21 protein-coding genes are annotated in these 25,140 nt (G+C 70.5%); 16 read left to right on the forward strand and 5 right to left on the reverse strand.

From position 1 onward, the window contains the following. Positions 1-52: 52 nt before the first annotated feature. Positions 53-1,705 carry a choice-of-anchor A family protein gene (locus ACZ7SW_RS27465; RefSeq protein WP_470233238.1) on the reverse strand — a complete coding sequence of 551 codons (1,653 nt, stop codon included), beginning with the start codon at positions 1,703-1,705 and terminating at the stop codon, positions 53-55. Positions 1,706-1,891: 186 nt separating this feature from the next. On the opposite strand from ACZ7SW_RS27465, the gene ACZ7SW_RS27470 reads away from it, so the two are divergent. Both ACZ7SW_RS27470 and ACZ7SW_RS27475 read left to right on the forward strand, forming a co-directional pair. Further along, a complete protein-coding gene (locus ACZ7SW_RS27470; protein ID WP_470233239.1) occupies positions 1,892-2,563 on the forward strand; it encodes a FadR/GntR family transcriptional regulator in 672 nt (223 codons plus the stop codon). Further along, complete coding sequence (locus tag ACZ7SW_RS27475; RefSeq protein WP_470233240.1) at positions 2,560-3,366, forward strand: ABC transporter ATP-binding protein; 807 nt, start codon at positions 2,560-2,562, stop codon at positions 3,364-3,366. The genes ACZ7SW_RS27470 and ACZ7SW_RS27475 overlap by 4 nt, the downstream gene beginning before the upstream one ends. A 103-nt stretch (positions 3,367-3,469) precedes the next feature. Here the strand turns inward: ACZ7SW_RS27475 and ACZ7SW_RS27480 are convergent, their stop codons facing one another. Further along, entirely contained in the window at positions 3,470-4,693 is a 1,224-nt protein-coding gene (locus ACZ7SW_RS27480) for an MFS transporter (protein ID WP_470233241.1), read from the reverse strand. 107 nt (positions 4,694-4,800) lie between these two features. Here ACZ7SW_RS27480 and ACZ7SW_RS27485 point away from each other — a divergent pair, with 107 nt between their 5' ends. The 3 genes from ACZ7SW_RS27485 to ACZ7SW_RS27495 all read left to right on the forward strand — a co-directional run bounded on the left by ACZ7SW_RS27485 (position 4,801) and on the right by ACZ7SW_RS27495 (position 7,032). Further along, positions 4,801-5,706 (forward strand): LysR family transcriptional regulator, encoded by a 906-nt coding sequence (locus ACZ7SW_RS27485; RefSeq protein ID WP_470233242.1) that lies wholly within the window; start codon positions 4,801-4,803, stop codon positions 5,704-5,706. A 79-nt stretch (positions 5,707-5,785) separates the two neighbouring features. Next, positions 5,786-6,283, forward strand: a complete 498-nt coding sequence (msrA, locus tag ACZ7SW_RS27490) for a peptide-methionine (S)-S-oxide reductase MsrA (RefSeq protein ID WP_470233389.1) — start codon at positions 5,786-5,788, stop codon at positions 6,281-6,283. A 2-nt stretch (positions 6,284-6,285) separates the two neighbouring features. Then, positions 6,286-7,032 carry a DUF427 domain-containing protein gene (locus ACZ7SW_RS27495; RefSeq protein WP_470233243.1) on the forward strand — a complete coding sequence of 249 codons (747 nt, stop codon included), beginning with the start codon at positions 6,286-6,288 and terminating at the stop codon, positions 7,030-7,032. Here the strand turns inward: ACZ7SW_RS27495 and ACZ7SW_RS27500 are convergent, their stop codons facing one another. After that, complete coding sequence (locus tag ACZ7SW_RS27500) at positions 7,033-9,645, reverse strand: MGDG synthase family glycosyltransferase (protein WP_470233244.1); 2,613 nt, start codon at positions 9,643-9,645, stop codon at positions 7,033-7,035. Between the two features lie 20 nt (positions 9,646-9,665). Continuing rightward, complete coding sequence (locus ACZ7SW_RS27505; RefSeq protein ID WP_470233245.1) at positions 9,666-10,649, reverse strand: DMT family transporter; 984 nt, start codon at positions 10,647-10,649, stop codon at positions 9,666-9,668. A gap of 98 nt (positions 10,650-10,747) precedes the next feature. On the opposite strand from ACZ7SW_RS27505, the gene ACZ7SW_RS27510 reads away from it, so the two are divergent. Both ACZ7SW_RS27510 and ACZ7SW_RS27515 read left to right on the forward strand, forming a co-directional pair. Next, the gene (locus ACZ7SW_RS27510; RefSeq protein WP_470233246.1) at positions 10,748-11,413 is read left to right on the forward strand and encodes a VC0807 family protein; all 666 of its coding nucleotides are present in this window, start codon (positions 10,748-10,750) and stop codon (positions 11,411-11,413) included. Further along, positions 11,413-12,162 (forward strand): SDR family NAD(P)-dependent oxidoreductase, encoded by a 750-nt coding sequence (locus ACZ7SW_RS27515; protein ID WP_470233247.1) that lies wholly within the window; start codon positions 11,413-11,415, stop codon positions 12,160-12,162. Before ACZ7SW_RS27510 ends, ACZ7SW_RS27515 begins: the two co-directional genes overlap by 1 nt. Positions 12,163-12,245: 83 nt before the next feature. Here ACZ7SW_RS27515 and ACZ7SW_RS27520 read toward each other — a convergent pair whose 3' ends face one another. Beyond that, complete coding sequence (locus ACZ7SW_RS27520; RefSeq protein ID WP_470233248.1) at positions 12,246-13,442, reverse strand: PucR family transcriptional regulator; 1,197 nt, start codon at positions 13,440-13,442, stop codon at positions 12,246-12,248. A 151-nt stretch (positions 13,443-13,593) separates the two neighbouring features. Here ACZ7SW_RS27520 and hpnC point away from each other — a divergent pair, with 151 nt between their 5' ends. From hpnC to ACZ7SW_RS27565, 9 genes are all read left to right on the forward strand, one after another. Next, entirely contained in the window at positions 13,594-14,460 is an 867-nt protein-coding gene (gene hpnC, locus ACZ7SW_RS27525; RefSeq protein WP_470233249.1) for a squalene synthase HpnC, read from the forward strand. Further along, positions 14,457-15,326 carry a presqualene diphosphate synthase HpnD gene (gene hpnD / locus ACZ7SW_RS27530; RefSeq protein ID WP_470233250.1) on the forward strand — a complete coding sequence of 290 codons (870 nt, stop codon included), beginning with the start codon at positions 14,457-14,459 and terminating at the stop codon, positions 15,324-15,326. Before hpnC ends, hpnD begins: the two co-directional genes overlap by 4 nt. Further along, the gene (gene hpnE, locus ACZ7SW_RS27535) at positions 15,323-16,660 is read left to right on the forward strand and encodes a hydroxysqualene dehydroxylase HpnE (RefSeq protein WP_470233251.1); all 1,338 of its coding nucleotides are present in this window, start codon (positions 15,323-15,325) and stop codon (positions 16,658-16,660) included. The genes hpnD and hpnE overlap by 4 nt, the downstream gene beginning before the upstream one ends. After that, positions 16,657-17,697 carry a polyprenyl synthetase family protein gene (locus ACZ7SW_RS27540; RefSeq protein WP_470233252.1) on the forward strand — a complete coding sequence of 347 codons (1,041 nt, stop codon included), beginning with the start codon at positions 16,657-16,659 and terminating at the stop codon, positions 17,695-17,697. The genes hpnE and ACZ7SW_RS27540 overlap by 4 nt, the downstream gene beginning before the upstream one ends. Next, positions 17,697-19,601 carry a squalene--hopene cyclase gene (gene shc, locus ACZ7SW_RS27545; RefSeq protein ID WP_470233253.1) on the forward strand — a complete coding sequence of 635 codons (1,905 nt, stop codon included), beginning with the start codon at positions 17,697-17,699 and terminating at the stop codon, positions 19,599-19,601. Before ACZ7SW_RS27540 ends, shc begins: the two co-directional genes overlap by 1 nt. Next, positions 19,598-21,061 carry a 4-hydroxy-3-methylbut-2-enyl diphosphate reductase gene (ispH, locus tag ACZ7SW_RS27550; RefSeq protein WP_470233254.1) on the forward strand — a complete coding sequence of 488 codons (1,464 nt, stop codon included), beginning with the start codon at positions 19,598-19,600 and terminating at the stop codon, positions 21,059-21,061. Before shc ends, ispH begins: the two co-directional genes overlap by 4 nt. Before the next feature lie 3 nt (positions 21,062-21,064). Continuing rightward, on the forward strand, positions 21,065-22,066 hold the full coding sequence (hpnH, locus tag ACZ7SW_RS27555; RefSeq protein ID WP_470233255.1) for an adenosyl-hopene transferase HpnH: 1,002 nt from the start codon (positions 21,065-21,067) through the stop codon (positions 22,064-22,066). A 244-nt stretch (positions 22,067-22,310) separates the two neighbouring features. Then, positions 22,311-23,336, forward strand: a complete 1,026-nt coding sequence (locus ACZ7SW_RS27560; RefSeq protein WP_470233256.1) for a tRNA ligase subunit PheS family protein — start codon at positions 22,311-22,313, stop codon at positions 23,334-23,336. 13 nt (positions 23,337-23,349) lie between these two features. Next, positions 23,350-25,137 carry a phenylalanine--tRNA ligase subunit beta-related protein gene (locus ACZ7SW_RS27565; protein ID WP_470233257.1) on the forward strand — a complete coding sequence of 596 codons (1,788 nt, stop codon included), beginning with the start codon at positions 23,350-23,352 and terminating at the stop codon, positions 25,135-25,137. Positions 25,138-25,140: the final 3 nt, after the last annotated feature.

Raw genomic sequence — 25,140 nt, forward strand, 5'->3', positions numbered from 1 at the left:
TGAAGGGCCCTTGGGGGAATCAGGTTCCCTCAAGGGCCCTTCACGGCCTATGTCAGGAGCGCTTGCGGCGCACCGCCACTGCCGTCACCAGCGCACCGCCGATGAACAGCAACGCGCCGCCGCCGATCAGGTAGCCGCGGATGTCCGCGCCGGTCGACGCGAGCGGGCCCTGGTCCGACGGGCCGGTTCCGGGCCCCACCCCGCCGGAGTTGTCGCTCGTGGTCGTGATCGGGGCCGGGGCCTCCGAGGACGAACTGGACGTCGTCGGGCTGGTGCTGCCGGCCGAGGACGTCGGCTGCGAGCTCGAGGACGTCGCGCTGGACGAAGACGACGTCGGCGCGGTCGAGGAGGACGTCTCCGACGGGCCGGTCGACGTGGCGGAGCTGGAGGTCGTCGAACTGGTCGGCGTGGTCGAGGTGGCGCTCGACGACGTCGCGCTGGACGACGTGGTGCTCGTCGGCTCAGTCGTCGTGGAGGAGGTCGACGTGGTGCTGGACGTCGGCTCCGTGCTCGACGTGCTGGTCGTGGTCGAACTGGTCGGTTCCGTGCTCGACGTGGTGGTGCTGGTCGAACTCGTCGGCTCGGTCGACGTCGTCGTGCTGGAGGTGGTGGTGCCGGAGGTGGTCGTGCTGGTCGACGTCGTGCTGGTCGACGTCGTGGGCGTCGTCGTCGGGGTCGTGCAGTCCGGCAGGTCCCCGGTGAACGGATAGGCGTGGAACTCCTGCCCGCCCGCCGCGCCGTCGGACGTGTGCAGCAGGTTGCCCGCGGTGAAGAACCGGCCGTTCGTGCCCGAGGCGGTGACCGTCGTGTCGCTGGACGGGTTGCCGACCAGCACGCTGCCCTGGAACTGCGCCTGCCCGGCGATCTTGACCTTCGACGCGTCCGGGAAGTTCCACAGCAGCTTCTCGCGCAGGCGGTTGATCGGGTCCTGGTCGGCGAGGTCGCCGGTGTAGGTGTTGATCACCCGGTTGCCGCCGACGAGGTTGACCAGGACGGTCGCGCCCGCCGGGATGCCGGCGAACTCGATGCCCTGCATGCCGCCGCCGGGGCCGGTGAGGTCGAAATCGACGTTGAACACCTGCAGCGCGGACTTGCCGTCGCCGGTGAACAGCGTCCGGTAGCCCTCGTTCTTCGCCGTCCCGGTCGCCGCGGACTTGCCGTAGCAGGTGCTGGCCTCCTGCAGCTGCGGCCGGAGCTGCTTGTACTGGTCCGCCGCGTTCGGGTCCTGCTTCAGCGTGCCGACCACGGTTCCGGTGACGGTGCCGCCGTACCGCACGACGCCGCCCTCGGCGAGCAGCCGCTGGTTCGGCGCGATGGTGACGTCCGTGCCGGTGGTCAGGAAGTCCCCTCCGTCCGGCGGGGGCACCCGCGAGCCGACGCCCACGACGCCGACGTTGTAGATCGAGGAGACACCGGGCCGCTTCGCCATGTCGAAGCCGCCGAGCACGACGACCCGGCCCTCCGCCTCGGCCGCCGCTTCGCGCACCCGGAAATCGCCGCCGGCGAAGACGTTGATGCCGTTGTCCCGTCCCGCGAACGACCCGTTGTTGACCGGCGGGTACTTGCCCGGGCAGGCGTCGCCGACGCACGGGCCCAGACCGCCGGGCAACGGAGCGGCGCTCGCGCCCGGACCGGCCACGAACGCCACCGCACACACCGCCGCGGCGAGAGCTCCGCCGACGACGGCCATTTTCCTGGCACGCATGCGGCCGATCCTTACCCGGCGCGGGCGAAATCCGGCAATCGAAACACCGTAACCACCCGAACGGGTCAGAAAATCGCCTACTCCTCAGACAAGTAGACTAGTGACGCTCCACACTAGACACCCCGCCGGAAGAATGTCCCGCAGTAGCCTCGCTCCCGTAGCGCCGCCCGACCAGAAAGCCCTCCGATGCCCCCTCTCGTGCACCGGCACCCGCTCGCCGCACAGGCCGCCGAAGTCCTCCTGGGACGCATTCGCGCCGGCGAATGGCCGCTCGGCCACAAATTGCCCGGGGAAACGACTTTGGCCGCGCAACTGGGCGTCGGCCGTTCGACGCTGCGCGAAGCGATCCGCGAATTGGCGGGCAAAGGCGTGCTCGATTCCCGCCAGGGCTCCGGCGTTTTCGTGACCGCGCTGGACGTCGCCGAGGATTGGGACGCGGTGCTGCGGCGCGCCACCATCGGCGCGGTGCTCGAGGCGCGCATCGCCATCGAATCGGAAGCCGCCGCCCTCGCCGCGCACCGGCGGACGCCGGCCGACCTGCGCGCGATCCGCCGCGCGCTCGCCGCCCGCGCGCTCGGCGACCCGGACGTCGAGTTCCTGGTGGACACCGACACCGCGTTCCACCGCACGGTGCTCGTCGCCGCGCACAACGACGTGCTGATCGAATTGTTCGACAGTTTCGTGCCGCGCGTTCACCGCGCGATGACGGACATGCTGCGCGCCAGGCCGATCACCGCGCCGGAGGAGGACCAAGCCGCGCATCTGGCGCTCGTCGACGCGATCGCGGACAAAGACGCGTCCGCCGCCGCGGAACTGAGCCGGGCGCACCTGACTGCCTTGAAGGAGGCGCTTTCGTGAGCGAGGTCGTGCTGCAGCTGACCGACGTCGTGTTCCGCAGGCAGGGCAAGGAAATCCTGCACGGCGTGAACCTGACCGTACGGGCGGGCGAACACTGGGCGCTGCTCGGCCCGAACGGCGCGGGCAAGAGCACGATCCTCGGTTTCTGCGGCGCGGTCACGCATCCGACCACCGGCACCGTCGACGTCCTCGGCGGGCGGCTGGGCCGAGTCGAACTGCAAGCGCTGCGCCGCAGCATCGGGCACGTCGACCCGCGGCATCCGCTGCGTTCGCCGCTCACCATCCGGGAAGTCGTGCTGACCGGTGTCACCGGAAGCATCGACACGCCGCCCCGCTGGCAGCCCACCTCCGCGCAACTCGCGCAGGCCGACGAGCTCATCGGGTTGCTGGGCCTCGACGGCAAGGCCGCCGAACGCTGGCCGACGCTGTCCCAGGGCGAACGCGGCCGCGCCCTGATCGCCCGCGCGCTGATCAGCGATCCCCGGCTGCTGCTGCTCGACGAACCGTCCACCGGCCTGGACGTCGCGGCCCGCGAGCAGTTGCTCGAAACGATCGACCTGCTCACCCGGACCCATCCCCGGCTCGCCTCGATCGTGGTCACCCATCATCTGGAGGAGCTGCCGGAGACGACGACGCACGCGCTGCTGATCGCGGACGGTTCGGTGGTGTCGTCCGGGCCGATCGAACAGGCGGTGACCACGGCGAGCATCAGCCGGGCGTTCGGCCACCCGATCCGCGTGGACCGGCACGACGGTCGGTGGAGCGCCCGCGCCGCCCGCAGCCGGTCCACCGAAGTCGCCTGACCCGAGCCGCCACCACCCGCTGTCTGTGAAGGGCCCCTTGCGGGAATCTGGTTCCCGCAAGGGGCCCTTCACGGGCTTCCGGCGGCCGGACCGTCGAAGCCGCTCAAGCGGTCCGCAGCACTCGCCACGCGGAGAACCCCAGCAGAACCAGCTCCGCGGCCGAGAACCCGACCAGCGCGAGCGGGCTCGGCACCCACAGCAGCGTCATGCCGACCAGCAGCACCGGCACCACCAGCCCGGCGTAAGCCGCCAGGAAGATCCCCGCCAGCACCTCGCCCCGGGACATCGGATCGGCCAGCGCCGCCACCGTCCCGACCGAGGCGCGGAACCCGAGCCCCATCCCGCTCCCGGCGAGCACCGACCCGGCGAGGAACAACGCCAGCGACGGCAGCAGCGCAGCGACCGACAGCACCGCCAACCCGACCGGCATCACCACGAACCCGAGCCGCAGCTGTGCCCGCGGCGCCATCGATGCGAAGACCACCTGCGCCACCGCCGCCGCGCCCAGCATCGAGCCCGCGGTGACCCCGGCGAGCATCCGGCTGTGCTGGTGCAGCCCTTCGGCGAGCAGCGTCGGCGCGAGCGACATGAACAGCCCGGTGATCGCGAACGCGGCGAACACCCCGATCGCCGCGCCGACGAACGCCGGCCGCGCCCCGGCGGGCAGCGACACCCGCTGCGGCCGGTAAGCCGGACGCTCCTCGCGCCGTTCAACGGTCTCCGGCACCAGGCACACCGCGAACGCGGCGACCAGCAGCACGATCAGAAACACGACGAACGTGCTGGTCAGCGGGCCGTCGATGTACTGCGCGAAGACTCCGCCGACCAGCGGGCCGAGCCCGAGCCCGCCCATGTTCACCACGGTGGCGATCAGGCCGGAGCGGCCGAGATCCTGGTCCGGACGGGTCACCGCGCGCAGTTCCGACAGGTGCGCGGTGGCGGTGGCGGTCAGCGCGCCGATGCCCACGCCGCACACGAACCGCGCGATCAGCAGGCCCGGGACCTCCGGCCAGAGCAGGAACAAGACCGCGGACAGCACCTCGGCGAGCACCGAAGCGAGGATCACGCGGCGACGGCCGAGCCAGTCGCTGACGTGCCCGGCGAGGTAGAGGCTGGCCATCACGCCGACCGCGTACGCCGCGAAGATGACAGTGACCAGGAACGTCGGAAACCCGTCCCGCTGCTGGTAAAGCGCGTACAGCGGGGTGGGCACGGTGGAAAACGCGAGGCACGCGGCGAACGCGAACGCGATCACCCGGAACCCCCAACCGTGGCTGACGCGCCATCCGTCCGGGGCGGTGAAAGCGGGCGGAACTGTGGTGACCATGTCGACCTTCCAAGCGGGAACCTACGTCCGCCACGATCCCCCGCCCCACTCATCAAGTCCAACGAAAAGTCTTGGTCAGAGTTATCTGGATCAGCGATAATTAGGCGATGGAGACACGCCAGCTGGAGTTCTTCGTCGCGGTCGCCGAGGAGCTGAGCTTCACGCGGGCGGCACAGCGGCTGTTCGCCACCCAGTCCACGGTCTCGGCGACGATCCGCGCCCTGGAAGCCGACCTCGGCGCGACGCTGTTCGACCGGTCCACCCGCCGGGTCGCGCTGTCCACCGCGGGCGCGCTCTTCCTGCCCGAGGCGAAAGCGGCGCTGGAATCGGTGGAGCGCGCCCGCGAGGTGGTGCAGCAAGCGTCCGCCGGCCTGCGCGGGAGCCTCCGGATCGGCACGCTGACCAGCATGAACGCGTTCGATCTGCCAATGCTGCTCGGCGCGTTCCACCGCAGGCACCCGCTGGTCGACCTGCATCTGACGGTGTCCCTCACCGGGTCGTCCGGCCTCGCCGACGACGTCCGCCACGGCCGGCTCGACGTCGCGCTGCTCGGCCTCTCCCGGGCGGAACTGGGCGGCCTGGACGCGACGCAACTGGCCAGCGTGCGGTACTACGCCGTGCTGCCGGAAAGCCATCCGCTCGCCGAGCGCGAGTCGGTCAAGCTGCCGGAACTGGACGGCGAACTGTTCGTCGACTGCCCGCGCGGCTTCGGGAACCGGTTGGCGGTCGACCGCGAGTTCGCCACACTCGGGCTTTCGCGCCGGGTGGCCGCCGAGGTCGCCGACCTGCGGACCGTCCCGCGCTACGTCGCCGCCGGGCTCGGCGTCGCCGTCCTGCCCGGCACCGCCCGGCTGACCATGCCGGGCGTCGTGTCGATCCCCCTCGCCGGCACGTCGCTGACCTGGCCGCTCACTGTCGTCGTCTCCGCGAAGCGCCCGCCGTCGCAGGCCCTGCGGACGCTGCTGGAACTGTTCGTCGCGGCCGCGGCGGAGGGAGATATTACGGAGTTCTGACCAGGCCCCGGCCGACCGGAATAGCGACCGGCGCCGCAGCGTCATCCTGTACACGGAATCCGCGATGGGAGAGAAGGAAATGACGGAAAAAGCGATCCTGGCCGGCGGGTGTTTCTGGGGCATGGAGGAGCTGTTCCGCCACCAGCCCGGCGTGACCGGCACCCGCGTCGGCTACAGCGGCGGCGACATCCCCCACGCCACCTACCGCAACCACGGCACCCACGCCGAAACCATCGAAGTCACCTACGACCCCGCCCGGACCGACTTCCGCGCCCTGCTCGAATTCTTCTTCCAGGTCCACGACCCCAGCACCAAAAACCGCCAAGGCAACGACATCGGCGCCAGCTACCGCTCCGCCATCTTCTACACCACCGACGAACAGAAACAGATCGCCGAAGACACCATCGCCGACGTCGACGCCTCCGGCCTCTGGCCCGGCAAAGTCGTCACCGAGGTGACCGCGGCCGGCGACTTCTGGGAGGCGGAGCCGGAGCACCAGGACTACCTCCAGCGCTACCCGCACGGGTACACCTGCCACTTCCCGCGTCCTGGCTGGAAACTCCCGAAGCGCGGCTGACCATGACCGATTATCCAGCGGCAGCAGTCGAAACCGGACACGTGGAACCGGTCCCCCGGCGAGTGCGCGGAGTGCTCGCCGGGAAGACCATTGTGGACAGTACGCGGGCCAAATACGTCTGGGAATGGCCCTATTATCCGCAGTTCTACTTCCCCGTCGACGACGTTCTCTCCGGCGCGCTCGTACCCGAGGACGAGATCGACGGCCCGGCCCGGCGGCACACGCTGCACGTCGGCGAGGTCGAAAAGCCTGCTGCCGCTTGGGTAAACGACTCTGTCCTGCCCGGACACGTCCGGTTCGCCTGGGACGCACTGGACGCCTGGTTCGAAGAGGACGAACAGGTTTTCGTCCACCCGCGCAACCCGTACACGCGGGTGGACGCGTTGCGCTCGACCCGGCACGTCCGAGTAGCGCTCAACGAGGTGACTTTGGCGGAATCGGCGTCACCGGTGCTGTTGTTCGAAACCGGCCTCCCGACGCGGTATTACTTCAACCGCACCGAAGTCGATTTCACGCACCTCGTCGCCGAACCGGACATGGTCACCGCCTGTCCGTACAAAGGCGAGACGTCCGGCTACTGGTCCGTCCGCGTCGGCGACGTCCTGCACGAGCACCTCGCCTGGACGTACGCCTACCCCGCCGCGGCAGTCCAGCCGATCGCCGGATTGGTGGCGTTCTACAACGAGACGGTGGACATCGAAGTAGACGGCGAACTTCTCCCCCGTCCGCGCACGCACTTCTCGCTGTGACTACACCCGGCCGAACGCCTCCACGACCGCGGCCGCCAGCCGATCGCCGCGCTCGTTTTGCCCGGCAGGCACCGTGATGCAGACGGTGAACCGGTCGGCCCACGTCATGACGCCGACCGCCACCGGAACGCCGGGGGCCAGCGACAAGACCGGGTACACCGTGCGGACGAGCGCGCCGTTGAGCACCACCGGCGACCGCGCGCCGGGAAGCACCGAGGCGATGACGCTGAACCACGTGCCGCGGTAGACGAGTTTGGCCGCCCGGCGGTGCAGCGCCGGAGGCAGGATCCCGAGGACGCGCACGACCGCGTTGCCCGCACGGGGCGCGCCGCGGCCGACCTGGTCGGACAGCATCCGGTCCGTCGCCCGCACGCGCTCGGAGAGGGACATCGCGCCGGTCGGCAGGTCCACCGAAGCCGCGCCGGTGTGGTTGCCGAGCTGACGGAAGGTCCCGGTGTCGCGGACCGACATCGGAATCAGCACCCGGAGCCGCTCCGGAGCGGTCCCGCCCAGTTCGCGGTGCAAGGCCTCGGCGACGAGCGCGAGGACGAGGTTGGTCGTCGGCACCGCCGCCCGCCGCGCGGCTTTCCGGACCTCGGGGGCGGAGAGGTGAGCGCGCGCGAAATGCCGCTGAGGGTCGTCGATGCGCTTGTCCCACTGGACCCGGGGCGCGGCACCGGCTCGGGCGAGGGCCCAGACGCCGCGGGCGAGATCGGTGGCTTGGTGGCGGGTTTTGCCGCCTGGGCTGGGTTTCGGGTGAGCGGGCTCGGCGGCGCCCTCGGCCGATTCCACTGGCCCTTCGAGTCCGTGCCACCCCGGACCCGCCACCCGAGCGAGCACCTCGCGGACCGGTGCCGCCAGCCGGGCGAGTCCCGCCCGCACCGCGCTCCGCTCGGGTCGAGATCTGGTGCACCCCGATGTGGCATTGGGTGCTCCGTCCACGCCCCCGCCGCCACCCTCAACGGAGCCGTCATTCACCGCACCCCATACGGCGCGGAGACGGCTCCCCCTCCGCCGAGGCGCCGCCACCGGCACCAGCGGTTCCTTCCCCCGAGCCTGCCCCACCAGCGCACTGATCACCGCGATCCCGTCGCTGGCCGCATGGTGCAGCGCGATCAGCAACGCCCCCTGCTCCCCCTCGATCCCGGTCACCAGCCGCGCCCGCACCGGTCGTTCCGGCGACACCGGTTCCGAGAAGAACGCGTCCATCTCCCGCGTCAAAGCCGCGTCCAACGGCGCGTCCGGACCGACCCGCGCCGACGTCAGCACATCCGCCGACGTCCGCCCGGTGTCCTCCTGCCACCGCGCCCGCCACAACCCGCTGCCTGGCAGCAGCCGCGTCCGCAAACCCGGCGTCGCCGCCAGCAGATGTTCGGCGTCCGCATGGGTGACCGGCGTGCCGTCCGCCTTGGGGTCGAACAGCAGCACCGCCCCGACCTGCTGCGGCACCTCCGGAGTGGCCACGTGCGCGAACAGCGCGTCCTCCGGCCGGAGTCGTTGCGTCGGAGGGTTCAGCGGCGCGGAAACGAGCGATTCCAGCGCCGTCCCCAGCGGAGTGGCCGTCTCGCAATGCCGGGCGACCGCTTCCGCCATTTCCTTGAGCCGCTCCGGTTCGGCCAGCAGGCCCCGCACCGTCTCCGCCAGCTCACCGTCCTTTGTGGACACCAGGGCGAGCCCGGCCGCGGCCATCAACCGGGCGTTGGCCTTGCCGTGCGCGGCGATCGGGTGGTGCATCAGCACCGGCCGCCCGCACGCCAGCGCCTCCAGCGACGTCGCCCCGCCCGCGTTCGTCACCACGACGTCCGCCGCCAGCGTGTAGACCTCCGGCTGGTCCGTCCACCCGACCACGCGCAACCGCGGTTCGCCCAGCGCCCGCAACCGGGCGGCCACGGCGTCGTTGCGCCCGCAGATCGCGATCGGCACGACCGACGGATCCGCCGCCAGCAATTCCCGCACCGTCGTCTCGATTTCGCCGAAACCCAGCGACCCGCACGAAACCAGCGGGACGAACGCGTCCGGCGGCAGTTCCAGTTCGTGGCGCGCGGCCGTCTGGTCGCCGGGCCGGAACACCGCGCGCACCGGCGGCGCGGACACCCCGACGTGCGCCGACGGCGACGAGCGCAGCGCGGGCGCGACCGCGACGTCGTGCATCACCATGGTGAGATCGGCCGCGCCGTAAACCCAGAACGGATGCGGCGCGAAGTCCGAAACCCACGCGCCGATCGGCACCGGGAGCTTTCCCCGGCGGCGCAGCCAGGCCAGGCCGGCGGTGCCCATCGGATACGTCGACAGCACCAGGTCCGGCGCGAATTCGGCGACCGGTTTCGCGAGCCGCCGCCCGCACCACGAGGCCGTGAACCACCGGGACGCGGCGGCGAACCACGGAATCCGCCAGATCGCGCCGTAGAAGAACTCGTAAAGCCACGGCACGCTTTCCACATTGGCGACGTAGATCCGCTGGAAAAGCCCCTCGAAACCGGGACCGAGCCGTTCGAGGGCGTTGAGCCACGCGACGGTCGCGTCCGGCCAGCGCTCCCGCACCGCGTCCTCGAGCGCGCGCCCCGTGGCGTTGTGCCCCTGCCCCATGTTCGCGGACACGATCAGCACGCGCACCAGCGCTTCCCCCCTTTTCGCTAGCAAGCGGTCCCGGCGAGGCCGTACCCGTCGTCCGGGTCCGAATCAGGCCGTTCGCCGGGCTCGTCCGGCGCGTTCTCCTCTTCGGCGGGCGGCATTTCCGATTCCGCCGACAAATGCGACGCGCGCGTGGACAGCAGCGCGATCCCGACCACGATCACCAGCCCGGCCAGCGCCTCTCCGAACAGCGCGAGCGGCCTCCCGTCGGCCGATTCGCCCATCCACGACAACCCGATCGCGACGCCGACCAGCGGATCCAGCGCGGTGATCACGGCGAGCGCTGGCGTCAGGAACCGGCCCTGCTGGAACGTGTTCTGGCTCAACAGGAATCCCAGCGGCCCCACGACGCACACCAGATACAGCGTCCAGTGCCGGAACGGTTCGTCGATCCCGACGCGGAACTGGCCGGCGACCACCTTCATCAACCCGGCGGTGAGGCCGTACAGCACGCCGGTGGCGACCGCCAGCCCGAGGACCCGCCAAGATCCGGAATTCGTTGACGCGGCAACAACAAGCGAGGCCAGCGTCACCACCGCGAGCGCGATGCCGAGCGGCAGCAGGTCGCCGCCGCTGACGAGCGTCTCGCTGTTGCCGCTCGGCCGGGCGACCACGAGGAACGCGGCGAGCCCGGCCACGCACAGCAATCCGCCGAGACTCATCGTGCGGTCCGGACGGCGGCGCTCCAGCCGCGCGGACGCGAGCCCGGCGAACATGAGCGACGTCACGAGCAGCGGCTGGACCAGCAGCAACGGCCCGAACGCGAGCGCCACGAGCTGCAGGACGAGCCCCAGGATGGTCGCGGCGATCCCGATGAGCCACAATGGGCGTCCGACGAGCCGCTTGAAGAGCGTCAGATCGAGCGGCTTGCCGGTTTCCACTTCTTTGGTCGCCCTGGCCTGCGCTGCGCTCGCGAGTCCCATGCACGCCGCGCCGGCGACGGCGGCGGGGACAGCCACGACCAGCGACATCCCCGTAACTGTCACGGACTCTTCACCTCACACCGTCCCCATCCCCCGTGCTTATGCTCGAGCCTTGTCCGAGGCCGAGTCGCCCGGTTGGCACCGGAGGCAGCAGAACCCGCATGCGACACCCCCATACGATCGACCTCCCCTCGTTCCGCAACCTCGTCGTGGGCGGGGGCCGGCACCTGCTGGAGTCGACGCTGGTCCCGGCCGGCCTGTTCTATCTCCTGCTGACCCTGGTGAGCTTCGACAGCGGGGTCATCGCCGCGCTCTGCTGGTCGGTCGCCGTGGTGGGCGCCCGGCTGGCGCTGCGCAAGAAAATCCCCGCCGTGCTGCTGCTGACCACGGCTCTGCTGGTCGCGCGCACTGTGCTGGGCCTGGCCACCGGCAGCGCTTTCCTGTACTTCCTGCAGCCGACTCTACAGAATTTCCTCGTCGCCAGCCTGTTCCTGATCTCCGCGCCGTTCAACAAACCGCTGCTCGCGCGACTGGCGGGCGATTTCTGCGCATTCCCGGAAACGCTGTCCGGACATCCCGGAATGCGAAGGTTCTTCCAGCGCGTGTCGGTGCTGTGGGGTCTGGTGTTCGCGGTGAACGGCGGCGTGACGCTGCTGATGCTCGCGCGCGAAACCGTCGGCAACTTCCTCATGGTGAGCACCGCGGGCTCGTATTCGATCATCGGGCTGGCCATCGCCGGTTCGCTGTGGTGGTTCCGCCGTTCGCTGCGTTCGGCGGGCATCACGCTGCGCATGGGCCACCGTCCGGCCGCGCTGCCCGCTGCCTGATGGCCCGCACCGCACTCGTCACCGGCGCGTCGTCCGGCATCGGAGCCGCCACCGCCCGGCAGCTCGCCCGCTCCGGCGTCCATGTGCTGCTGCACGGCCGGGACGAGGACCGGCTGGCCGTTCTCGCCCAGGAAACCGGCGGCACCGCGCTCGCCGCCGACCTCGCTAACCCCGACGCCGCGGCGGAGCTCGCCGAACGCGCGCTGGCGATCACCGGATCGGTGGATCTGCTCGTCAACAACGCGGGCGTCGGCTGGGCCGGTCCCCTGCCGGAACTGTCCGGGGACCAGCTGCGGCATCTGGTCGCGGTGAACCTGACAGCGCCGCTCGACCTGACCCGCGCGCTGCTGCCCGCGATGCTCGAACGCGACCGCGGGCAGATCGTTTTCGTCTCGTCGATCGCCGGACGCACCGGCGTTGCCGGAGAGGCGGTGTACGCCGCGGCGAAGTCCGGTGTGGACGCTTTCGCCGACAGCCTCCGATTCGAGTTGCACGGAACCGGAATCACGGTCGGAATCGTAGTTCCCGGTGTGGTGCGCACGGAATTCTTCGAACGCCGCGGCCGTCCCTACACCCGCAGCACGCCCCGGCCAGTGAGCGCCGAACGCGTGGCCGCCGCCGTGTTGCGCGCCGCCGCGCATCCGGGTGACTACTACGTGCCGCGCTGGCTGCGCCTCCCCGTCGCGCTGCGCGGCGCGGCACCCGGCCTGTACCGCGCGCTCGCGGCACGCTTCGGTGCCGAAAGCTGACGGGTCCACGCGAACCTCCTCCCCGGGTTCCTGGTGAGACCCAAGCATGTCCACTGTGCTGCCGCATCAGGGAATTTCCCCGATCAGGCGGTTTCGTCGGTCTCGCCGGGCGGCCCCCAGGCCAGCGCCAGCACCAGCGTCGCGCGCACGGCCGGGTCGTCGAGCGACGGTCCGAACAGGTCGTGCAGGCGGCCGAGCCGGTAGGACACCGTCTGCGGGTGGATGTGCAGATCCTCCGCCACCGCTTTGCGGTCGCCCAGATGCAGCAGCCAGGACGTGAGCGTGGTGGACAGGCGTTCCCGCGCGGATTCGTTCAGCTCGTCAAGCGGGGCAAGGGCTTGTCTTCGCAGCACGTCGAGCAGCCGGTCGTCGCGGTGCACGATGATCGCGTCGAGATGCTCGTCGGCGAACACGGGATCGTCGCTGAGCAGGTGGTCGCGGCGCAAGCGCGCGGTCACCTCGGCGATGCGCAGGCTGGCCGGGAGCCGGTCGAGCGGCACCGTCGCGCCGACCACCGCTCCGCCCCCGCGCAGCGCGCGAGCCAGCCACGCGCGCCGGCCGGGGCCGCCTGGGTCCGGCACGATCGCCACCACCGCTCCGGGGCGGCGCAGCCGCAGGCAGCTGTCTTCGAGCCGGAACACCAATTCCCGGCCCAGCTCGTTGTCGTCCTCCACCAGCACGACCGCGGCGTGCTTCGGCAACCGCCACTCCGCACGCAGCGCGGCGGCGCGAACGGCGGCCTTGTCCGCGCGGTCCGACAGCAGCAGCGCGGTCAGTTCGTCGCGCAGCCGCTCCCGCGCGCGCACCGCGTCGGATTGCTCCTGCAGATAACCGCGCAGCGAGGATTCGGAAAGCTGGTCCACCAGAGCGAACACGGTGGTGGCGAGCGAGGCGAACAGTTCGGCGGGCACGTCGAGATCGAGCGCGGCTTCCGAAACGTGCCGCCACGCCACGCGCGCGCCCACCCGATAGGCGGACAGCAGGCTCGTGACGCGCCTGCCCTGCCGGTATTGCGCACGCCCGATTTCCTCGAACACCGTCTGCTCGACGCCGGACCCCAGTTCCGGCAGCCGTTCGTCGGGCTCGGCCGCCATGGCGATCAGCCGCCGGACGAATCCCGCGCTGGCGGCGACGAGGTCGGCGAGTTCTTCGGTAAGGAACTCCGCGTAGTCGGGATGCTCGTCCGCGAGCTGGTCGCGGACCTCGTTGAGCATGGCGGGCAGCCGGCGGGTCACCACCCTCTCCAGTTCGTCAAGCCGGGTCACCTGATCTGGTCCCATGTGTCCGGGAGTCCTTCCGTCGCAGGCTGCGGTCCTCGGGTCGCCTTGGGACATCCTGTCCCCACTTTGGCCTCTCGTGCCAAGTCGAAGCCAGCGAAATTCGTCTTCCGGCGGCAGAAGCCGCCCGACCGGGGGCGCGACACTGGCGGGGATGAGATCAACCTCGGCAGTCCGTAACGCTCCGGAGCCATCCGGGCTGCGGGAGAAACGGCGCGCGGAAAACTTCCCGGTGGCCCTTCGGGTGCTGCCGGAAAAGCTGCGCGCCGACCTGGTCGCGGTCTATTCCGTCGCGCGCACTGTGGACGATCTGGGGGACGAGGCCGAGGGCGACCGGGTCGCGCAGCTCGAAACCTTCTCGGCGGACCTGTCCGCGGCTTTCGGCAACGGGGAACCGGAAGATCCCGCTGTCCGTGGACTTCTCCCGGCGATCCGCGCCGGACGGCTGACCGAGGAACCGTTCCAGCGGCTGGTCCAGGCGAACATCCAAGACCAGCGGGTGCACCGTTATCCGGTGTTCGCGGACTTGCTGGCGTACTGCCAGCTTTCCGCCGACCCGGTCGGGCGCATCGTGCTCGACCTGCTCGGAGTGGACGATCCGGCCGCCCGGGAACTGTCCGACCGGATCTGCACCGGGCTGCAACTGGTGGAGCACTGGCAGGACGTCGGCGAGGACTACCGCAACGGGCGGGTGTACCTGCCGCAGGAGGATCTCGCCGAGTTCGGCGTGGCCGAGAAGGAATTGGGCGGCGCTCACGCGTCGCCCCGGACGAAAGCGCTGATGCGGTGGGAAACCGGCCGCGCCGCCGCCTTCCTGGGCGGCGGCGCGGATTTGCTGGGGCGCCTGTCCGGCTGGGGACGGTTCGCGGTGAGCGGCTTCCTCGCCGGCGGGCTCGCGACGGTCGACGCGCTGCACGCGAGCGGCGGCGACGTGCTGTCCGCGCCGGTCCGGCCGAGCCGGGCCGGACTGCTGAGTTGGCTGGGGTGGCTGCAAGTCGGCACGAGGAGGCGGTCCGGATGACGACAGCGACGACGGTGGACGAGGCCTACGCGCACTGCGCGGCGGTCACCAAAGAACAAGCCCGCAACTTCTACTACGGAATCCGGTTGCTGCCGCCGGACAAACGCGCGGCACTGTGCGCGGTGTACGCGCTGGCCCGGATCATCGACGACATCGGCGACGACACCGCGGCGACCGCCGAGGCGAAGCTGCAAGGGCTCGCCGGGGTGCGGAAATCGCTCGGCGACCTGTCCGCGACCACCGATCCGGTGTACGTCGCGGTCGCCGACGCGGCGCGCCGGTACCCGATTCCGCTGGGCGCGTTCGAGGAATTGCTCGACGGCGTCGAGATGGACGTGACCGGCCGCGAGTACGTCCGGTTCGAGGAGCTGGTCGAGTACTGCCGTTGCGTGGCGGGTTCGGTCGGGCGGCTGTGCCTCGGAGTGTTCGGCAGCCGTCCCGAGCCGAACGCGCCGGTGTACGCCGACGAGCTGGGAATCGCCTTGCAGCAGACCAACATCCTGCGCGACATCCGCGAGGACCTGCTCAACGGCCGGGTGTATCTGCCCAAAGAGGACCTCGACCGGTTCGGCGTCGAGCTGTCGGTCGGGCCGGACGGGAAGCTGGCCGACCCCGAAGGCGGGCTGACCGCGCTGATCCACGACAGCGCCGCGCGAGCTCGCGATTGGTATTCCCGCGGCCTTCGGCTCGTGCCCTCTTTGGACGGTCGCAGTGCCGCGTGCTGCACGGCGATGTCGGGCATCTACCGCACCCTGCTGGACCGGATCGACGAGCAGCCCGCGCGTGTGTTCGACCGGCGGCTTTCGTTGTCCGGCCGGGAAAAGGCGGTGGTCGCGTTCCGGGCGCTGACCGGGATCGGCCGATGACCGCCCCGGTCGCGGTGGTCGGCGGCGGGCTCGCGGGCATCGCCGCCGCACTCGCCTGCGCCGACGCCGGACGGCCGGTGACGCTGTTCGAGGCGCGACCGTATCTGGGCGGGCTCACCCATTCGTTCACTCGCGGCGAGCTGCGAGTCGACAATGGACAGCACGTGTTCCTCCGCTGCTGCACCGCTTATCGCGCGCTGCTCGACCGGCTCGGCGTCGCGGATCGAGTGACTCTGCAGCCGCGGCTGCAGATTCCGATCCGCCTGCCGGGCGCGGCCGAGCCGACCTGGCTGCGCCGCGACGACCTGCCCGCGCCGCTGCACCTGGCCACCTCGTTGCTGCGCTATGACCCGCTGCGCCCGCTCGACCGGGCGCGGTTCGCGCTCGCCGCGCTCGCGTTGCGCCGGGTGGACCCCAAGTCGGACCGCACGGATCGCCAGTCCTTCGGGGAATGGCTCCGCCGCCACGGGCAAAGCGCGGCGGCGATCGAGGCGTTGTGGGATTTGGTCGGCGTGGCCACGCTGAACGCGACTGCCGACGACGCGTCGCTCAGTCTCGCCGCGACGGTGTTCCAGGAGGGTCTGCTCACCGATCCGGCCGCCGCCGACATCGGATGGTCGCTGGTGCCGTTGCGGGAATTGCACGGCGACCCGGCGCACGAACGGTTGATCGAGGCCGGGGCGGACGTCCGGGTCGGCACGAAGGTGCGCGCGGTCAGCGAGGGCTGGCAGGTCGGCACCGACCGCGGCGAGGAAACGTTCAGCCAGGTCATCCTCGCCACTCCCCCGCCGGTGACCGAACAGCTCGCGCCCGCCGGGGCGATCGGGCTGCCGCCGGGATGGTCCGGCGGACTGGGCAGCTCGCCGATCGTGAACGTGCACGTGGTGCTCGACCGCAAAGTGCTCGACGAACCGTTCGTCGCGGGCGTGCGCACGCCGGTGCAATGGGTGTTCGACCGAACGCGACAGTCCGGTTTGGACTCCGGGCAGTACCTCGCGATGTCGTTGTCCGCCGCGGACGCGCAAATCGACCTGCCCACCGCGAAACTGCGCGAACGGTTGCTGCCCGAACTGCTGTCGCTGCTGCCCGAAGCGCGCGGCGCGAAGGTGCTCGATTTCTTCGTCACCCGCGAGCGGCACGCGACGTTCCGGCCCGGTCCCGGCACTGCCTCGCTGCGCCCGCCCGCGCGCACCGCCCTGCCCGGGCTGTACCTGGCGGGCGCGTGGACCGCGACTGGATGGCCCGCGACGATGGAGGGCGCCGCGCGCAGTGGTGCCGCTGCGGCCGCCGCCCTTCTTCAGCACAACGGTAAGAGGGAGGGAGTCGGAGCATGACCGCCGATGTTTTTTCTGCCGCGAAGACGACAACTGTCCGCTCCGCGGCGCCGCCGGTGCTCGGCAGCGCCCGCGACGTCGTGCAGCCCGCGTTGCGCGCCGCCGTCGACCGGCTGGACGACACCAGCCGCGCGATCAGCGCCTACCACCTCGGCTGGACCGACCCGAACGGCGTGCCGGTGCGGGGCAACGGGGGCAAGGCCGTGCGTTCGGCGCTCGCCGTGGTGTCCGCGCAGGCCGCGGGCGCGCCGGTGGAGGCCGGCGTGCCGGGAGCGGTCGCGGTGGAACTGGTGCACAACTTCTCGCTCGTCCACGACGATCTGATGGACGGCGACACCGAGCGCAGGCACCGGCCGACGGTGTGGGCGCTGTGGGGCGCGGCGAGCGCGATCCTGACCGGGGACGCGATGCTCGCGCTCGCCCAGGAGGTGGTGCTGGACAGCGGTTCCCCGCACGCGGTCCCGGCTGGTCGATTGCTCACCGAAACCACGCGCAGGCTCATCCACGGCCAGTTCCTGGACGTCGCGTTCGAGCAGCGCGACGACGTCGCTCTCGCCGAATGCGTGACGATGGCCGCCGGGAAGACCGGCGCGCTGCTGTCCGCCAGCGCCGCGATCGGGGCGGTGCTCGCCGGTGCGCCCGCCGAGGTGGTCGACGCGCTGGCCGTGTTCGGCGAGGAGATCGGACTGGCGTTCCAGCTCGTCGACGACGTGCTCGGCATCTGGGGCGACCCGGCGGTCACCGGGAAATCGGTGTACTCCGACCTGCGAGCGCGTAAGAAGTCGCTGCCGATCACCTACGCGACCACGCACGGCGGCGCGGCCGGCCGCCGGCTCGCCGAATGGCTCGCCGGGGACGACGACACCGACCTCGCGCGGATCGCCGCGCTGGTGGACGACGCGGGCGGCCGCGAATGGGCTACCGCGGAAGCTGCTCGGCACGTCACCACCGCCGAGCAAGCTCTGGCCGCCATCCCGCCCGGCCCGCGCGCCGACCTCGTTTCGATCGCCCGTTTCATCGCCGGAAGGGAAGCGTGATGACCCAGATCCTCCCCCGGACCTCCGCGCCCGCCGCCCGCACGGCTGCTGACACCGTCACCTCAGCGGTCGAGTTCCTGCGCCGCGAGCAGGACCGCGCGGGATGGTGGAAGGGCGAACTCGCCACCAACGTCACGATGGACGCCGAAGACCTGCTGCTCCGGCACTTCCTCGGCATCCTGACCCCGCAGATCGCCGAGGAGTCCGCGCGCTGGATCCGCTCGCAGCAGCGCGCGGACGGCACCTGGGCGAACTTCCCGGACGGCCCGGCCGACCTGTCCACCACGGTCGAGGCGTGGGTCGCGCTCCGGCTGGCCGGCGATCCGGCGGACGCGCCGTGGCTTGCCTCGGCGGCGGAGTACATCCGCGAGCACGGCGGGATCGAGGCGACACGGGTGTTCACCCGGATCTGGCTCGCCATGGTCGGCCAGTGGTCCTGGGACGACCTGCCGAGCCTGCCGCCGGAGCTGATCTTCCTGCCGTCGTGGTTCCCGCTCAACGTCTACGACTTCGCCTGCTGGGCCCGGCAGACCGTGGTGCCGCTGACCATCGTCGGCACCCTGCGCTCGGTGCGGAAGCTGCCCTTCGACGTGGACGAACTGCGCACCGGCAAGCGGCCGCCGAAGACGCGCGCGCCGTGGACGTGGGACGGCGTGTTCCAGAACCTCGACACCGCACTGCACGCGTACGCGAAACTGCCGCTCAACCCGGTGCGCAAGCTCGCGCTCAAACAAGCGGCCGAGTGGATCCTGGCGCGGCAGGAGGCCGACGGTTCGTGGGGCGGGATCCAGCCGCCGTGGGTGTACTCGATCCTCGCGCTGCACCTGCTCGGCTACCCGCTCGACCATCCCGCGCTCAAGGCCGGGATCGCCGGGCTGGACGGGTTCACCATCCGGGAGAAGACCGACCAGGGCTGGGTGCGGCGGCTCGAGGCGTGCCAGTCGCCGGTGTGGGACACCGCGCTGGCGATGACCGCGCTGCTCGACGCGGGTGTCTCCCCCGGCGACGAAACCCTGGTCCGTGCGGCCGATTGGATGCTGGGCGAGGAGATCCGGGTGTCCGGCGACTGGGCGGTGCGGCGGCCTTCGCTGCAGCCGGGCGGGTTCGCGTTCGAGTTCGCCAACGACGGCTACCCGGACACCGACGACACCGCCGAGGTGGTGCTCGCGCTGCGGCGGATGGGCAAGCCGGACCACCTGCGGATCCGCGAGGCGGTCGACCGGAGCGTGGCTTGGCTGGCGGGAATGCAGTCGAGCGACGGCGGGTGGGGCGCGTTCGACGCGGACAACACGCAGGTGCTCACGACGAAACTGCCATTCTGCGATTTCGGCGCGGTGATCGACCCGCCGTCGGCGGACGTGACCGCGCACGTGGTCGAAATGCTGGCGGCGGAAGGGAAATCCGACACGCGCGAATGCCGTCGCGGGGTGCGATGGCTGCTGGACAACCAGGAGGACGACGGCTCGTGGTTCGGGCGATGGGGCGCGAATTACGTGTACGGCACGGGTGCGGTCGTGCCCGCGTTGGTAGCCACCGGGATTCCCGGGACTTCACCGCGGATCCGGCGTGCGGTGAAATGGCTGGCGGAGCACCAGAACGACGACGGCGGGTGGGGCGAGGATCTGCGGTCGTACGACGATCGGGCGTGGGCCGGGCGCGGTGATTCGACGCCGTCGCAGACCGCGTGGGCGTTGCTGGCCCTGCTCGCGGCTGGGGAGCGGGAGTCCGAAGTGGTCGCTCGGGGTGTCGAATGGCTGCGCGAACGGCAGCGTCCGGACGGCGGCTGGGACGAGGACAAGCACACCGGAACCGGGTTCCCGGGCGACTTTTACCTGTCTTATCACCTATACCGCGTGGTGTTTCCGCTGTCCGCGCTCGGCCGGTACGTACGGGGCGGGTCATGACACCTATTGTCTGCACCCCGTTGCGGATCGAGCAGGCTGTGCTGCGCGGCCCGCGGACGGTCCACATCGGACTCGGGCCTCGCCGGGCCGCCGCCGCTGCGGCCCGGCTCCCGTCCGGGCCGCGGATCGTGGCGGGGCTCGGCGGCGGGCTCGCTCCGGAGGTGCGGCCGGGGGATGTCGTGGTCGCCACTGAGGTGCGCGGCCCTTCCGGCGTGGTGCCGGTGCCGTCCGCGCCGTTTCTGGCGGGTGCGTTGCGGCGGCTTGGGCTCACTGTCCATCCAGGACCGGTGGTCGGCAGTTCGCAGGTGGTGCGAGAGCGCGAACGGGCTTCACTGGCTTTAAGCGGCGCGCTGGCGGTCGACATGGAGTCTGCGTGGCTTGCTGCTAGCGGTGAACCGTTCGCGGTCGTTCGGGCCATTGTGGACACTGTCGGGGCACCGCTGCTCCATCCTTCTACGGTCGCGAATGGACTCGCAGGGTTGCGGAGTCTGCGTCGGGCCGCTCCCGCGCTCACTGCGTGGGCCGAGGCGGTGGGTCCGCGAACGGTCCTGCTGGCTAGCCCGCGATCGTTCTGTGCCGGAGTGGAGCGGGCGATCGAGATCGTCGAGCGAGCGCTGGAGAAGCACGGTGCGCCGGTATACGTGCGTCGGCAGATCGTGCACAACACCCGCGTCGTGCACCGGCTGCAGGGACGCGGCGCGGTGTTCGTGGACGAGGTGGAGGAGGTTCCCGAAGGCTCGACGCTCGTGTTCGCCGCCCACGGGGTCTCCCCGGCGGTTCGGCGTGCCGCAGCCGATCGCGGACTGTCCGTAGTGGACGCGACGTGTCCGTTGGTCACCAAGGTGCACAACGAAGTCCGCCGTTACAGCGGGCGCGGCGAGACGGTGTTCCTCATTGGACACGCCGAGCACGAGGAAGTCGAAGGCACCGTCGGAGAAGCACCCGACGATGTGGTGGTCGTCGGCGATGTCGCGGCCGCCCGGACGGTCACCGCGCGCGACCCGTCGCGGACCGCCTACACCATGCAGACGACCCTGGCGCTCGACGAGGCCGAAGAGATCGCGTCCGTGCTGCGCGAACGATTCCCCGGTCTTTCCGCACCGCGCAAGGACGACATCTGTTACGCCACCACCAACCGGCAGCAGGCGCTGCGCGCGATCGCGCACGAAGCGGACCTGGTACTGGTGGTGGGTTCGGGGAATTCGTCCAACTCTCGCCGGCTGGTGGAGGTTTCCGAACGGGAGGGAACCCCGGCAGTCCTCGTGGACGGATGCGCCGACATCGACCTGCGCCGGCTCGCCGGAGCCGGGCGGATCGGGCTGACCGCGGGGGCGTCGGCGCCGCCGCATCTCGTCGCCGAAACGGTCGAGGCCCTGCGCGGATTGGGACCGGTCAGCGTCGCGGAAAACACGCTGACGGAGGAAGAAATGACGTTCACCCTACCTCGGGAGGTGCTCTGAGCGATGGCCATGCCGTTGCGCCAGTCTCTTCGACTGGGCGGTTATCTGATGAAGCAGAAGCTGCTGCGCAAGGAGAAGTTCCCGCTCCTGGTCGAGCTGGAACCGCTGTTCGCGTGCAATCTCAAATGCGGCGGGTGCGGCAAGATCGCGCAGCCGCACACCCTGCTGAAACAGCGGATGCCGGTGGAGCAGGCGGTCGGGGCGATCGAGGAGAGCGGCGCGCCGATGGTGTCGATCGCGGGCGGTGAACCGCTGATGCACCCGCAGATCGACGAGATCACCCGGCAGCTGCTCGACCGCGGCAAGATCATTTTCCTGTGCACCAACGCGCTGCTGCTGCCCAAGCACATCCACAAGTTCAAGCCGCACCGCAATTTCGCGTGGATGGTGCACATCGACGGCCTCGAAGAACGGCACGACGCGTCGGTGCGCAAGGAAGGCGGTTTCCAGGCGGCGGTCGACGCGATCAAGCTCGCCAAGGAAAAGGGCTTCCGGGTGATGACGAACACGACGTTCTTCACCGGGGACACCCCGCAGGACGTCATCGACGTGCTCGACTACCTCAACGACCTCGGCGTCGACAACATGCAGATCTCGCCGGGATACGCGTACGAAAAGGCCCCGGACCAGGACCACTGGCTCGGCGTGCAGCAGACCCGGGAACTGTTCGCCAAGGCCTTCGGCGGCGGCAACCGGAAACGCTGGCGGCTCAACCATTCGCCGGTGTTCCTCGATTTCCTCGAGGGCAAGCGCGACCTGGAATGCACACCGTGGGGCATCCCGTCGTATTCCTTGCTCGGCTGGCAGCGCCCGTGCTACCTGCTGGACGACGGCCACGCGAAGACGTACCGGGAACTCATCGAAACCACCGAATGGGAGAACTTCGGCCGCGGCAAGGACCCGCGCTGCGCGAACTGCATGGCGCACTGCGGCTACGAACCCACCGCGGTGATCGCCACGCTCGGCTCGCTCAAGGAGTCCGTCCGGGCCGCCGTCGGACACTGACCCGCGGGTCGTGAGGGGACTCTGAGTCCCGCGGGGTTTCCCTCACGTCCCGCGCAAGGGGTTTGCGCGGCGCGAGCAGAGCGTGTCAAGATAGGCGCATGCGTACGCAGCGATTTCTTCGCCCCCGGGGAGTGCCCGGGGGCTGCGCGTGCGCGCCGGGTTCCGCCCGCTGACGTCCGCGTCTCCCCTCACTGCCCGGGGGTGAAGTCCAGAACTTCACGCTCCGAAGTGAGGAACCCTTCCCGTGGACACCTTTCACCCAGCCTCGACGCTGCGCCGGATCACCGAGCTGACCGAGGCCGCACTCGCCGATCTCGCCCAAGCCAGCACCCCGGCCGCCATCACCGGGATACGCCGGACCGCGCTCGGCAAATCCAGCCCGCTCGCCGCCGTGCGCCGCGAACTCGGGCAGTACGACCCGGCCTCCCGCAAGCAGCTCGGCCTCGCGCTTTCCGAGGCGCACCAACGCATTGCCGCTGCGCTCGAGGAGCGGCGGACCGCCGAACCCGCGGTGGAGCATCCGCTCGACCCCACCCTTCCGGGCCTCCCGCCGCCGACCGCCGGGCTGCATCCGGTCACCCAGCTGAGATACGACCTCGACGACGCCTTCCGCGCGCTCAACTTCGAGATCGTCGAAGGCCAGGAAATCAGTTCCGCGGAAGTGGAATTCGACCGGCTGAACTTCCCCGCCGACCACCCCGCGCGGATGAGCATGGACACCTACTGGCTGACCGACGGCCGTTGCCTGCGCCCGCACCTGACCGGCGCGAGCACCCGGTACCTGAGCACGCACGAACCGCCGGTCCGGATCGCTTACCCAGGCCGCGTTTACCGCAACGAAAGCACCGACGCCCGGCACGAACGGGCGTTCTTCCAGTACGAGGTGCTGGTGGTGGACGAGGTCGTCCCGCTCGCCACCGCCCGGTTCCTCGTCGACACCGTTCTCGGCACGGTGTTCGGCGAACCGGTGCGGACGCGGATGCGAGCCGGATACTTCCCTTTCGTAGAGCCGGGTTTCGAGATCGACATGATCTGCCGCGTGTGCGCGGGACGCGGCTGCCGCACCTGCGGACGGACCGGCTGGCTCGAACTGATGCCCGGCGGCAGCCCCCACCCGCACGTGCTGCGCGCCGCCGGGCTCGACCCGGCGCGGTGGTCCGGCTGCTACCTGAACGTCGGCCTGGACCGGCTGGCGATGATGCGCTACGGCATCGACGACGTCCGGCTGATGCACAGCGCCGACCTCCGTTTCCTCTCCCAATTCGCCTGAAAGGCCTGCCGTCGTGAAGATTTCCCGGGACTGGCTGACCGACTACGTGCCCCTGCCCGGCTGTTCGCCGGACCAGCTCGCGCACGATTTGACCTTGAAGACCGTCGAAGTCGAGGGTTACGACCTCGTCGAGGGCGACGTCGTCTTCGAGATCGACAACAAATCGCTCACCAACCGCCCCGATCTGTGGGGACACTACGGAATCGCGCGCGAACTTTCCGTCCTTTATGGACTCCCGCTGACTCCGCTCCCCCGATTCGCCCGCCCGCCGAGCACTACCGGACTCGTCAGCTTGGCAGACCCTGCCTGGCATCGGCGGATTCTGGCGGTCCAGTGCACAGTAGACACTTCCGTGCCGACTCCGCCTTTGATCCGCGACCGGCTCCGGCGAATCGGCGAACCAAGCCGGAACCTGTGCGCCGACCTGAGCGCCTACGTGATGTTCGCCGTCGGACAGCCGAGTGACGTCCGCATTTCCGACGGCTCAACCGTGCTGGAGATCCCGACACTGGTCCCGAGCCGAGCCCGCCGCAGTGCCCGTACCGAAGCTTCAATACGACAAGAGAAAGGCCTGGACACTCAACGCGCCGACCAAGCCGCCGACCTGTTCCTCCACCTCCTGGCCGAAACCGACCCGTCAGCCGTGGCACTCGGCGAGGAAGACGTTGTCCTCGCCGCCACCGCAGGCGCCGAAATCGAGGTGAGCCTGGCCGAGATCGAACGCCGGATCGGCATCCGGCTGCCCCCGGACGAGATCCTCCGCATCCTCCGCGCCCTCGGCTGCACCGCCGAGATCACCGGGGACCAGCTGCGGGTCGTCGCCCCGTCATGGCGCTCCACCGGCGACCTCTCGCTGCCGGTAGACGTCGTCGAGGAGCTGGCCCGGATCCACGGCTACGACGCACTGCCCGCCCGATCCCCAGTCGTGGAGCTGACCTCGCGACCGAACCGGCTCCCGTTGAGCCGCCAGATCCGGGAAGTACTGGCCGCACGCGGCGGCGCGACGGAAGTGCTGACCTACCCCTGGTCGGCCGCCCACCTGCTCACCGCGTGCGGTCTCGACGGCGAGCTGACGATCGGCCAGCCGCCGGCCCCGGACCGCGCCCGGCTGCGCCCGTCGCTGGTCCCGAACCTGCTCGAAGCCGCGGCCGCCAACCTGCGCTATCACGACGAGTTCAGCATCTTCGAAGTCGGCGCCGTCTTCGCCGCGACCGAGCGGACCTCCGCCGGAATCCTGCTCGCCGGACCGGACGGGGCCGGCCTGTTCCGCCGAGCCAAAGGCCTGGCCGAGCTGATCCGCCGGTACTGCCATCTCACCTCGCTGGAGCTGTCCGGCACAACCGACCTGACCTGGACAGATCCCGCCGCGCGACTGGCAATCCACCCAGGCGGCGCACTGGGGCTGGTCCGGCCGTCGGTGCTCCGGGCGGCAGGTATCGACCGGGGCGCGATCGCGTGCGTCGAACTGGACCTCGACGCACTGCGCACGCACCCGTCTCGCGAGAACCGCTACGTCCCAGTCGGCGACCTGCCGGAGTCGGACTTCGACCTGTCCGTCCTCGCCGCCGACACCGTGCTGTGGTCGCTGGTCGCCGATACCGCTGCCCAGGCCCACGATCTGGTGCAGCGGGTGGCCTACGTCGGCGAGTACCGGGGTTCTCGGATTCCAGCGGACCACCGGTCGCTCACCTTGCGGGTCACCCTCCGCCCGCGGTCCGCGACGCTGACCGCGGCCGAAATCGCCACAGCCCGCTCCACAGTGCTGGCTGCACTCGAGCGGGCGGGGGCGCGGCTGCGGTGAGAG

The sequence above is a fragment of the Amycolatopsis sp. NPDC114484 genome (genome assembly GCF_055633755.1).

Coding starts and splice junctions, on each gene's coding strand:
- hpnD (WP_470233250.1), top strand. CDS start 14,457: ATGACGACAGCGACGACGGTGGACGAGGCCTACGCGCACTGCGCGGCG.
- ACZ7SW_RS27470 (WP_470233239.1), top strand. CDS start 1,892: ATGCCCCCTCTCGTGCACCGGCACCCGCTCGCCGCACAGGCCGCCGAA.
- ACZ7SW_RS27515 (WP_470233247.1), top strand. CDS start 11,413: ATGGCCCGCACCGCACTCGTCACCGGCGCGTCGTCCGGCATCGGAGCC.
- ispH (WP_470233254.1), top strand. CDS start 19,598: ATGACACCTATTGTCTGCACCCCGTTGCGGATCGAGCAGGCTGTGCTG.
- hpnE (WP_470233251.1), top strand. CDS start 15,323: ATGACCGCCCCGGTCGCGGTGGTCGGCGGCGGGCTCGCGGGCATCGCC.
- msrA (WP_470233389.1), top strand. CDS start 5,786: ATGACGGAAAAAGCGATCCTGGCCGGCGGGTGTTTCTGGGGCATGGAG.
- shc (WP_470233253.1), top strand. CDS start 17,697: ATGACCCAGATCCTCCCCCGGACCTCCGCGCCCGCCGCCCGCACGGCT.
- ACZ7SW_RS27495 (WP_470233243.1), top strand. CDS start 6,286: ATGACCGATTATCCAGCGGCAGCAGTCGAAACCGGACACGTGGAACCG.
- ACZ7SW_RS27465 (WP_470233238.1), bottom strand. CDS start 1,705: ATGCGTGCCAGGAAAATGGCCGTCGTCGGCGGAGCTCTCGCCGCGGCG.
- hpnH (WP_470233255.1), top strand. CDS start 21,065: ATGGCCATGCCGTTGCGCCAGTCTCTTCGACTGGGCGGTTATCTGATG.
- ACZ7SW_RS27520 (WP_470233248.1), bottom strand. CDS start 13,442: ATGGGACCAGATCAGGTGACCCGGCTTGACGAACTGGAGAGGGTGGTG.
- ACZ7SW_RS27510 (WP_470233246.1), top strand. CDS start 10,748: ATGCGACACCCCCATACGATCGACCTCCCCTCGTTCCGCAACCTCGTC.
- ACZ7SW_RS27540 (WP_470233252.1), top strand. CDS start 16,657: ATGACCGCCGATGTTTTTTCTGCCGCGAAGACGACAACTGTCCGCTCC.
- ACZ7SW_RS27485 (WP_470233242.1), top strand. CDS start 4,801: ATGGAGACACGCCAGCTGGAGTTCTTCGTCGCGGTCGCCGAGGAGCTG.
- hpnC (WP_470233249.1), top strand. CDS start 13,594: ATGAGATCAACCTCGGCAGTCCGTAACGCTCCGGAGCCATCCGGGCTG.
- ACZ7SW_RS27480 (WP_470233241.1), bottom strand. CDS start 4,693: ATGGTCACCACAGTTCCGCCCGCTTTCACCGCCCCGGACGGATGGCGC.